The organism is Streptomyces sp. NPDC005492, from assembly GCF_040605995.1.
Lineage (GTDB): Bacteria > Actinomycetota > Actinomycetes > Streptomycetales > Streptomycetaceae > Streptomyces.
Map to the genome: position 1 here is coordinate 1 of NZ_JBEXDX010000095.1, position 9,800 is coordinate 9,800.

Here is a 9,800-nt window from a genome sequence, read left to right on the forward strand (position 1 = left end):
CAGCGTGCTCGCGCTCGCCGTCATCGGCGGCGGTCTCTACGGCGGCTGGCGCTGGACGCAGACGCAGTACTTCGTCGGGGCCAACGGCGAGCACGGACAGGCGAATCCGGCTCCCCGCATGACCCGTCCAGGCATGCGCTAGTGTCGACACCACTGAATGAACTGTGGACCTGGACCAAGCAGGGGGACCCAACGCATGGCGGATGAGGACACGCGTCCGGAGACTCTGCGGCCGGAGGGAGATCCCGTGGCGCTCAAGCGTCTGCTGCGACTGCGGGACCGGCGTGAGCCGCTGGTCGCGCAGATCGCCGAGTGGATCGCCGCCGGGATCATCGAGGGGCGGCTTGAGCCGGGGCAGGACCTCAACAGCGTCGAGCTGTCCCGCCGGTTCGACACCAGCCGCACCCCCGTGCGCGAGGCGCTGATGCTGCTCGAACAGGAGGGCCTGGTCGAGATGAAGGCGCGCCGGCGGCCCCGGGTCGCCGCGCTCTCCGTGCAGGACATCAGGGACGTCTACGAGGTGCGCAAGCAGCTCCTCGCCATGCTCGCGGGGCTGTTCGTGGAGCGTGCCACGGACGAGGAGCTGGCCGAGCTGCGGACCCGGGTCGAGAGGATGCGGGAGCTGGCCGACGCCGGGGAGGTGGACACGTACTTCTGGAGCCATGTCCAGCTCCAGGAGCGGATGGCCGAGATCGTCGGCAACGCCACCCTGAAGCAGATCCTCGACTCGCTCGCCCTGCGCACCCTGATGCTGCGGCACCTGAGCCTGACCCGCAGCGGCCGCCTCGCCCACAGCATCGACGACCAGGAACGCCTGATCCAGGCGTACGAGGAGCGCAACGCCGAACTCGCCTCGGCCCTGATCGCCGGAGTGACCGTACGGGCTCTGCGCGCCGTGGAGGAGCAGCTGGCGCAGGACGCCGCCCCCAGGCGCAAACCGCGACGCGGACACCGGACCGTTTCCTGAGCGGAGCGGGTCCGGCCGGCCGGGCTCGCGACCTGGGGGGAGCGAGCAGCGCGAGCCGGCTCCCCCCGGCCGTCACTTGGCCAGCACTCCGCCGTCCACGGGGAAGTTGCCGCCCGTCACCCACGCCGACTCGTCCGACGCCAGATACACCGCGCACCAGGCGATGTCCTCGGGCCTGCCGACCCGGCCCAGCGGAATCCGGGCGAGCAGCGCCTGCTGGGCCGCCCCCTCGTGGGCGCCGGCCGACTCGGTGGCGGGCGTGCGGACCATTCCCGGCGAGATGGTGTTCGCCCGGATGCCCGACGGGCCGCCCTCGACGGCGAGCTGGCGGGTCAGCCCGAGCACGGCCGCCTTGCCCGCGCAGTGCGCGACCATCCCGAAGTTCCCGCTGCCCCGGAAGGCGTTCACCGAGGCGAAGTTGACGATCGAGCCGCCGCCGGACGCCACCATGTGCGGCCACACGGCCCGCACCGGCAGGAAGACGACATCGACCTCGCCCCGCATGGTCGGGGTCCACTGCTGCTCGAAGTCCATGTCGGCGGCCGTGGCCATGTGCGGGGCGATCGCCCCCGCGGTCACCAGGACGTCGACGCGTCCGTGCCGTTCGTACGCCTCGTCGGCGAAGCGCCGGGCGTCGGCGGGGTCGGTCATGTCGAAGGGCGCCGGCACGTCGAGGGCGAGCCCGCGGTCGGCGGCGAGCTTACGGGTGCGCTCGGCCGCGGCCGGATCGATGTCGCAGCCGACTACCGTCGCGCCCTGCTCGGCGAAGAGCAACGCGCATCCCTGACCGATCCCCGCGCCCGCGCCGGTGACGAGGGCGACCTTGCCGGAAAGTCTGCTGGAAGCGGTCACGTTGTCCTCCTGGGATGTCCGGGGTGTCCGGGGTGCGATCACGCAGCACCCCACACTCCTTCATAGTGTCGACACTATTGGCAAGTCAAGCAATGTGTGGCCACTAATTCGCTTAACTGTCGACAGTTTCCCGGAATTGGGGCATGCTCCAGGAGTCGGTCCACCCCATGCCCTGGAAAGAGAGCCGCATGAAACAGAGCCGTACGTACCGCATCGCCGTGGCGGGAGCCGCCGGGATGGCCCTGGTCACGGGTGCGACAGGTGCCGCTGCCGCCCATACCGGCCGCCCTCCGCACCCGACCGGCTGCGCGGGCACCCTGTCGTACGCCGAATCCGGCGCCTCCACGGCCGCGGCCGCCACCCGGCACGTGACCGTCGCCGACCTGAACGGGGACGGCAGAAAGGACGTCGTGGCCACGAACCTCGACGACGACTCGGTGACGGTGCTGCTCGGCCGGGGAGGCGGCACGTTCGCCCCGGGCACCACCTACGCCGTCGGCACGCACCCGTACCAGACCGTCGTCGCGGACTTCGACGGCGACGGTCACCCCGACCTCGCCGCCACCGACTTCGGCGGTGCGCAGGTCAGTGTCCTGCTGAACAACGGCGACGGGGGCTTCGCGGAGGCGACCGCCCTCGACGTCGGTGCGTCGCCCCGCGCCATCGCCACCGGCGACCTGAACGGCGACGGACACCAGGACCTGGTCGTCGCCGAACAGGGACCGAACGCCGTGCGCGTCCTGCTCGGCAACGGCGACGGCACCTTCGACGACCTGGGCGACACCGCCACCGGCGGCCAGCCGCACGGGATCGTCGTCGCCGACTTCGACGGCGACGGGGCCCCGGACGTCGCCACGGCGAGCGTCGGCAGCGACGGGGTGAGCGTCCTGCCCGGCGACGGCGCGGGAGGACTCGGCACCGCCGTCGACTATGCGGCGGCCTCCCGCCTCTACTCCCTCGCGAAGGGCGACTTCAACGCGGACGGCGCCACCGACCTGGCCACCGTCAGCAACGACTCCGACACCCTCGACGTACTGGTCGGCAACGGCGACGGCACCTTCCAGTCGGCCACCGCCTACACCACCCCGGCCCTGCCCGTCGCGGTCGGCGCCGCGGACCTGGACCGCGACGGCGCCACGGACATCCTGGTCTCCTCCCTCAAGGGCAACTCCGTCACCGTATTCCAGGGCTCGGCCGACGGGTCCCCGATCCTGCTCACCGAACTCGCCGCCACCGGCGCGTACGACGCCACCGCGACCGACCTCGACGGCAATCACGTACCGGACCTCGTGGTGGCGAACAGCACCGCCGGGGAAGTGGACGTCTTCAAGGGGTCCTGCTCGTAGCGGACCACCCGCTCAGAGAGCGGTCCGGGAACCCGCCGGAAGCTCCACGTCCAGGGCGACCAGGAAGCGGGACACCATGCTGTACGCGGCGACCGTGGCGGTCAGCTCGACGAGTTCGGCCTCGGTGAAGTCGGCGCGCAGCGCGTCGAAGACGGCGTCGGGAACGTGGACGTGCCGGGTCATGGTGTCGGTGTACGCGATGACCCGGCACTGTCGCCCGTCGAGGGCCGGGTGCCGCTCGGCGTTCTCGGCGCGGACCGCTTCGAGCTGCCGGTCGTCGAGTCCGGCTGCGCGGGCGTCGCTCTCGTGGGCGGCCCACTCGTAGTCGGCCCGGTTGAGCACGGCGATCCTCAGGATCACCAGTTCGCGAATGTCGGCGGGGAGGGCCATGCGCTGCCGAATGGCGCCCAGCAGGCTGTTCCAGCCGTCCGCGAGCTGCGGGCTGTGCAGCAGCATCCGGTCGACCGGCCGCAGGGCGCCGCCCCGGCGCTCGCGGACACGGGCCGCGATGTCCCCGGTTCCGTCGGTACCCGGGATTCGCGCCACGGGCCTTCCTTTCTCAGCGCTGTTCTCAGCAGCCTTCTCAGCGGGGATCACGGAGGACCTCCTGGCCGACGGTGTCGCCGAAGACCATGCCGGGGGTGTCGTCGGGGCCGGTGAACCGCGGCCAGGCTGGCAGGTCCCCGCCGCCTGGGTCGCCCGCCGCCACGAAGCGCGCCCAGGCGTCGGCCATGGTGGCCGCGAGGCGCCTGTCGGTGTCCCGCCAGGGCCAGTCGGGGCGCTGCGCCAGGTTGTCGAGTACGTAGGGGAGTTCGGCGGTGTGGTACACGCCGAGGTCGGGCAGGCCGGGCGGCAGCGGGGGCTTGCGGGTGAAGCGGTACATCCAGGTGGGCGAGGTGCCGGTGGCGCGGTGGGTGCGGGCCCAGTGCCATACGGGGTGGACGAAACGGGCGGCGCCGACGGCGTCGGCGTCCTCTCCGGCACGGGCGTAGACCGTGCCCTCGTCGAGGTTGGTGCCGACCAGCAGCGGGACCGCGTGCTGGCGTCCGGAGGCGAAGACGTCGTCGGTCGCCTCGGTCAGCAGGCGGCCGTCGACGACCGGTCCGAAGTGGCCGCGCACGATCAGCTCGACGCCGGATGTCCGGCGCAGCGTGTCGAGGTCACGGCCGCCGAACTCCTCGGCCCAGCGCAGCGCCTGCTTCTGTGCTGCGGCCTGTTCGGGGAGCGGCCCTTCGGCGCGTCCGACCCCCGAGGCGCTCTGTCCGAGGGCCGCGCGGAACAGCGGCCGGGCCGCCGGTGCCGCCATCAGGTGGCAGATGTGGGCGGCTCCGGCGGAGTTGCCCGCGAGGGTGACCTTGTCGGGGTCGCCGCCGAAGGCCGCGATGTTCTCCCGTACCCAGGTCAGGGCGGCGACGATGTCGAGCAGCCCGTAGTTGCCGGACGCGCCCAGGTCGTCCTCGGCGGCCAGTTCGGGGTGGGCGAGGAAGCCGAGGGCGCCGAGGCGGTGGTTGAGGGTGACGACGACCAGGCCGCGGCCGGCCATCGCGCGGCCGTCGTGGATGTCCTGGGAACCGTGGCCGTAGCGGTTGCCGCCGCCGTGGATCCACACCATCACCGGGAGCCCGGCGGCGGGCGCCGGGTCAGGTGTCCACACGTTGAGGTAGAGGCAGTCCTCGCTCATCACGAGCGCACGGCGGTCCTCGAAGTTGGTGCGGTACATCACCGAGCCCCTGGGCGGCTGCGGCTGCAGGGGCGCCGGTCCGAAGGCGTCCGCGCGCCGCTCGCCGTCCCAGGCGGCGGCGGGCCGGGGCGGCCGCCAGCGCAGGCCGCCGACGGGGGGCTCGGCGAACGGGACGCCCCGGAACACGGCCACGGGGCCGTCCCACTCGCCCACCAGCCGCCCCGCGGCGGCGTGAGTCCTCGGGGCGCTCACGCCGGTGCCTTGTGCAGCTTGCCGTCCTTCATGATCGCCACCAGCCGGTCGCGGTCCTGGAGGATACGGATGTCGTCGAGCGGATCGCCGTCGACGAGCACGAGGTCGGCGAGGAACCCCTCGCGGACGAGGCCGAGTTCGTCGCCCATGCCCATGACCTGGCCGCCGTACAGGGTCCCGGCGCGCAGCGCCTCGGCCGGGGTGAAGCCGAACCAGTCGACGAACAGCTCCAGGTCGCGCAGGTTACGGCCGACCGGGTTCCAGGGGAAGCCGTAGTCCCCGCCGGGCACGACCCGTACCCCGCGCCGGACGAGTTCGGGCACGACCTGGCGTACGGCCTTCTCGGTGGCCTCGACCTCCATGCCGGGCTCGGGCTCGCTGCCGGCCTCGTGCAGGTTGGCGTGGATGATGCCGGGGGTCGGGGCGACGAACAGCCGGCCGCGGGCGGCTTCGAGGAGGTCGAGGGCCTCCTCGTCGGCGAAGGTGCAGTGGTAGATCGCGCGGATGCCGTGCCGCACCGCCATCTTGACCGACTCTGCGGCGTGCGCGTGGGCCGTCAGCGACACCCCGCGCTCGCGGGCCACAGCCGCCGCGGCGGCGACCTCGTCCTCGGTGAACTGCACGATCCGCGAGGTTCCCTGTACGACGGCGCTCTCGCCGGACAGCGACAGCTTGACGATGTCGACACCCAGGTCCGCCATCTCGCCGACGAACCGGCTCACCGCCTCCGGGTCGGACGCCCGGCCGTCGATGCCCGGGAAGTCGTAGACCCCCGGCTCGACCATGCCCGCGGTGCCCTCCCAGGAGGCGGCCTTGAAGCGCGGGCCCGGCATCCAGCCCTCGGCGAAGGCCTTGCGGGCGGCGAGTTCCGTACGGGGCAGACGGTTGCCGCCGGAGTAAGCGCTGGTGATGCCGTGGTCGAGCAGGACGCGACCCGCGTGGGCCACCAGCAGGGCCTTCTCCTCGTCGGACTCGTCGCGGCGCAGCGAGCGGTGTTCGACGGTGGAGCCGAAGCCGAGGTGGGTGTGGGAGTCGATCAGGCCGGGGATCAGAGTGCCGCCGCCCCCGTCCACGATGCGGGCCTCGGCGAGCTTGTCACCGGAGATCCGCCGGGTGACGGCGGTGATGCGGTTGCCCTCGACCAGCACCTCGGCCGGGAAGGGGTCGCGTCCGGTGCCGTCGAAGACCCGGACGTCGGTGAAGAGGGTCGTCCCGCTCATGGTGCGCTCCTGAAGGTGTGCCGCATCTCGCCGAGTCCTGAGATCCTGCTGACCAGGGTGTCATCCGGGGTGAGGAAGCGCTGCGGGGTGCGGCGGTTGCCGACGCCCGCGGGCGTGCCGGTGAAGATCAGGTCGCCGGGGCGCAGCGGGCAGATCGCGCTGAGGTACGCGACCAGCTTCGGCACCGGGAAGATCATGTTCGACGTGCGGTCGTGCTGGACGGCCTCCCCGTTCAGCACGCAGGTCAGCTCCAGGTCGTCACGGTCGGCCAGTTCGTCGAGGCTGACCAGCGCGGGCCCCACCGGCCCAAAGCCCGGAAAGGACTTGCCGAGCGAGAACTGCGCCGGCCGGCCCGTGAGTTGGACGATCCGCTCGGACAGGTCCTGTCCCACGGTCACGGCGACGACCGGGTCCCAGCCCTTCTCCTCGGGAACCCGGTAGGCCTCGCGGCCGATGACGGCGACCATCTCCAGCTCCCAGTCGACATGGCCGGGCGGCAGGCCGACGGTGGCGTACGGGCCGGTGAGGCAGGTCGGGAACTTGGTGAAGACCAGCGGCTCGGCCGGTTCCTCGTAGCCCGCCTCGGCCGTGTGGGGGCGGTAGTTGAGGGCGACCGCGAAGATCTGGCGCGGCTCGGGCACCGGTGGGAGCAGATCCGACTCCTTGTACGGCACGGCCGTCGCCGGGTCGTCGGCGGCCCAGCCCAGCAGGGCGTCCCACTGGCGAAAGAGCGCGGCCGGGTCGGTGTCGAACCCGCCGGTGGCCACGTCGATGGCGCCGTCGGCGGTCAGCAGGGCCAGTCGGCCGGCGAGGTTGGCGATCCGCATGCCGTCACGCCCACTGACCGGCGGGCGGCTCGTCCTCGCCGTACGCGTCCCGCCAGGAGACGACGGTGTTGCGCAGGATGCCCAGGCCCTCGATCTCCGCCTCCACGACGTCGCCGGGCTTGAGGTAGTTGGCGAAGGGGTCCTCGGTGCTCGCGGCGACGCCGGCGATGGTGCCGGTGGTGATCAGGTCGCCCGCGCTGTAGATCTGCGGCGAGTGGTAGGCGACCAGCTGCGGGATCGACACCGACATCCGCGAGGTGTTCGACTTCTGGCGTACGTCGCCGTTGACCCGCAGCTCCATGTCGAGGTCGTGCGGGTCGTCGATCTCGTCGGCGGTGACGATGTACGGGCCGATCGGGCAGAACGTCTCGATGGCCTTGGAGAAGGAGAAGACCCCGGACTCCATCTCCCTGCGTTGGATGTCGCGGGCGGTGATGTCGTTGAAGACCAGATAGCCCGCGATGTGCTCGACGGCCTGCTCGGCGGAGAAGAAGCGGCCCGGCCTGCCCATGACGATGGCGAGTTCGAGCTCGTAGTCCAGTTCCTTCGTCAGGTTCGCCGGGTACACGATCGGCTCGTCCGGGCCGATGATCGCGTCGACGTTCTGGAAGAAGACGATGCCCTTGTTGACCGGGTGCGACCAGTCGACCCGGACCAGGTCCTCGTGGTGCTCCCGGAAGTTTCCGGCCGTGTGGAAGAACTTCTTCGGCGCGATCGGCGCGCGCAGCCGGACGTCGGCCAGCGCGAACGTCCGCCCCGTCTCGTCGACCCGGCCCTCCCGCTCGAAGAACTCCCGGGTGGACGCGATGTCGAACTCGACCACCGTGTCGCCGTCCAGGCGCCCCACGAGCCCCTCGTCGAACGTCACCAGTTTCATCAGACCTCCTAAGAACTGTCGACACTCAGCCTCTCTGATTCCGTATTTCACGTCAATAGGCGCATCAAGTGTGGACACATTTCGCTCGCGTCGATTACGGTCCAGAGCATGCAGACGACGTGGAACTTCTCCGGAACGCGCGCGATCGTGGCCGGTGCCGGAGGTATCGGGGCCGCCGTGACCCAGGCCCTGGCCGACGCCGGGGCGGATGTCGCCGTCCTGGACATCGACACGGACCAGCTCGCCAAGCTCTCCCGTACCCGCACCGCCGACGGATTCGGCGCGGTCTTCGGCGTGCGGGCCGACCTCACCTCCGCCGACGCCTGCCGGGGCGCCGTCGCCGAGGCCGTCGAACGCCTCGGTGGACTCGACGTCTTCGTGCACGCCGTGGGCACCAACGACCGCAGGCCGGTGCTTCAGACACCCGACGAGGTGTGGGAGCGGATCGTCGCCGTCAACCTCAGCAGCGGTTTCTGGCTGGGCCGGGCGGCCGGTGCCCTCATGGTGGCGAACGGCTACGGCCGCATCGTGTACCTGTCCTCGGTCTCGGGCCTGCTCGCCCACAAGGACCACGCGCCGTACGCGGCCACCAAGGGCGGCGTCAACCAGCTGATGCGGGTGATGGCCCGCGAGTGGGCCGCCTCCGGTGTCACCGTCAACGCGGTGGCCCCCGGCTACACCGAGACCGACCTCACCCGCGCCTACCTGGCCACACCCGGCATGCGCGAGTCCATGGAGGCACTGGTCCCGGCCGGCCGCCTCGGCCGCCCGGAGGACCTGGTCGGCCCCACCCTCTTCCTCGCCTCCGCCGAGGCCGAATTCGTCACCGGCCAGGTGCTGTACGCGGACGGCGGCCGGACCCTCGTATGACCACCCGTTGAGCCTGTCCTTCCTCTCCCCCTTCTCCTCCCTCTCGCCCATCTCCTCGATCTCCTGAACGGAGCCAGCATGACCATCTCCGAACGCTTCACCGGCAAGACCGTCCTCGTCACCGGTGCCGGTACCGGATTCGGCGCCGAGATCGCCGTACGGGCCGCGCAGGAGGGCGCCGATGTCGCGATCCACTACCGCAGTTCGCGTGCGGGCGCCGAGGTCACGGCCGAGCGGGTCACGGCCCTCGGCCGCAAGGCCGTCGTCGTGCAGGCCGACATCGCCGAGCACGACCAGATCAAGCGCATGGCCGACGAGGTCTGGGCCCGCTTCGGGCGGCTCGACGTCGCGGTCAACAACGTCGGCGACGTGGCCCGCGAGCAGATGTCCTGGCGGGACATCACCGAGGAGTCCATCGACCACGTCCTCGGCGTCGACATCAAGGGCACGCTGCTGTGCACCCACGAGTTCGGCGCCAGGATGCTGGAGCAGGAGGGCGGCGGCGCCATCGTCAACATCGGCTCCACCGTCGTGGCCCGCGGCAGCGCCCGCGCACCGCAGTACGCGGCGGCCAAGTACGGCATCATCGGCCTCACCAAGTCCTACGCCCACGCCCTCGCACCGGCCGTCCGCGTGAACGTCTTCGCCCCCGGCTTCATCGAGACCGAGGCGACGCTCGGCCGTGACGACTGGAAGAGCGGTCGCGGCGACCAGTTGCGCAAGGCGACGCCGATGGGCCGCATCCCCGGCCCGGCCGAACTCGCCGGCGCCGCGCTGTTCCTGGCCACCGAGGACGCCCACCACATCACCGGCGGCTTCCTGATCGCGGACGGCGGCTACAACATGATCGGCGCTTAGACGCCGCCGTCGCGAAGCCGAGTTCCCCGCACCCTTCGAAGGGTGCGGGG

General features: G+C 71.5%; 10 protein-coding genes. 4 read left to right on the forward strand and 6 right to left on the reverse strand.

What is annotated here, in order from left to right:
* Positions 1–247: 247 nt before the first annotated feature.
* Positions 248–967: a GntR family transcriptional regulator gene (locus ABZT04_RS45425; protein ID WP_356066466.1), complete on the forward strand. Its 720-nt coding sequence runs from the start codon at positions 248–250 to the stop codon at positions 965–967.
* Between the two features lie 72 nt (positions 968–1,039).
* On the opposite strand, the gene ABZT04_RS45430 is transcribed toward ABZT04_RS45425, so the two are convergent.
* Positions 1,040–1,819 (reverse strand): SDR family oxidoreductase, encoded by a 780-nt coding sequence (locus ABZT04_RS45430; RefSeq protein ID WP_356066469.1) that lies wholly within the window; start codon positions 1,817–1,819, stop codon positions 1,040–1,042.
* Between the two features lie 188 nt (positions 1,820–2,007).
* Here ABZT04_RS45430 and ABZT04_RS45435 point away from each other — a divergent pair, with 188 nt between their 5' ends.
* Positions 2,008–3,165, forward strand: coding sequence for a VCBS repeat-containing protein (locus ABZT04_RS45435; protein WP_356066472.1), 1,158 nt, complete (start codon positions 2,008–2,010; stop codon positions 3,163–3,165).
* Between the two features lie 12 nt (positions 3,166–3,177).
* Here ABZT04_RS45435 and ABZT04_RS45440 read toward each other — a convergent pair whose 3' ends face one another.
* The 5 genes from ABZT04_RS45440 to ABZT04_RS45460 are packed head-to-tail and all read right to left on the reverse strand — an operon-like array spanning position 3,178 to position 8,022.
* Positions 3,178–3,711, reverse strand: a complete 534-nt coding sequence (locus ABZT04_RS45440; RefSeq protein WP_356066474.1) for a carboxymuconolactone decarboxylase family protein — start codon at positions 3,709–3,711, stop codon at positions 3,178–3,180.
* 37 nt (positions 3,712–3,748) lie between these two features.
* The gene (locus ABZT04_RS45445) at positions 3,749–5,098 is read right to left on the reverse strand and encodes a carboxylesterase family protein (protein ID WP_356066476.1); all 1,350 of its coding nucleotides are present in this window, start codon (positions 5,096–5,098) and stop codon (positions 3,749–3,751) included.
* Positions 5,095–6,318, reverse strand: coding sequence for an amidohydrolase family protein (locus ABZT04_RS45450; protein WP_356066479.1), 1,224 nt, complete (start codon positions 6,316–6,318; stop codon positions 5,095–5,097). Before ABZT04_RS45450 ends, ABZT04_RS45445 begins: the two co-directional genes overlap by 4 nt.
* Positions 6,315–7,145 (reverse strand): fumarylacetoacetate hydrolase family protein, encoded by an 831-nt coding sequence (locus ABZT04_RS45455; RefSeq protein WP_356066482.1) that lies wholly within the window; start codon positions 7,143–7,145, stop codon positions 6,315–6,317. The genes ABZT04_RS45450 and ABZT04_RS45455 overlap by 4 nt, the downstream gene beginning before the upstream one ends.
* 4 nt (positions 7,146–7,149) lie before the next feature.
* A complete protein-coding gene (locus ABZT04_RS45460) occupies positions 7,150–8,022 on the reverse strand; it encodes a fumarylacetoacetate hydrolase family protein (protein ID WP_356066484.1) in 873 nt (290 codons plus the stop codon).
* 108 nt (positions 8,023–8,130) lie between these two features.
* On the opposite strand from ABZT04_RS45460, the gene ABZT04_RS45465 reads away from it, so the two are divergent.
* Positions 8,131–8,892 (forward strand): SDR family oxidoreductase, encoded by a 762-nt coding sequence (locus ABZT04_RS45465; protein WP_356066486.1) that lies wholly within the window; start codon positions 8,131–8,133, stop codon positions 8,890–8,892.
* Between the two features lie 78 nt (positions 8,893–8,970).
* Positions 8,971–9,750, forward strand: a complete 780-nt coding sequence (locus ABZT04_RS45470; RefSeq protein WP_356066489.1) for an SDR family oxidoreductase — start codon at positions 8,971–8,973, stop codon at positions 9,748–9,750.
* Positions 9,751–9,800: the final 50 nt, after the last annotated feature.

Excerpts from the sequence above, each read along its gene's own strand:
- ABZT04_RS45470 (WP_356066489.1), top strand. The coding sequence starts at position 8,971 with ATGACCATCTCCGAACGCTTCACCGGCAAGACCGTCCTCGTCACCGGT.
- ABZT04_RS45450 (WP_356066479.1), bottom strand. The coding sequence starts at position 6,318 with ATGAGCGGGACGACCCTCTTCACCGACGTCCGGGTCTTCGACGGCACC.
- ABZT04_RS45465 (WP_356066486.1), top strand. The coding sequence starts at position 8,131 with ATGCAGACGACGTGGAACTTCTCCGGAACGCGCGCGATCGTGGCCGGT.
- ABZT04_RS45460 (WP_356066484.1), bottom strand. The coding sequence starts at position 8,022 with ATGAAACTGGTGACGTTCGACGAGGGGCTCGTGGGGCGCCTGGACGGC.
- ABZT04_RS45435 (WP_356066472.1), top strand. The coding sequence starts at position 2,008 with ATGAAACAGAGCCGTACGTACCGCATCGCCGTGGCGGGAGCCGCCGGG.
- ABZT04_RS45455 (WP_356066482.1), bottom strand. The coding sequence starts at position 7,145 with ATGCGGATCGCCAACCTCGCCGGCCGACTGGCCCTGCTGACCGCCGAC.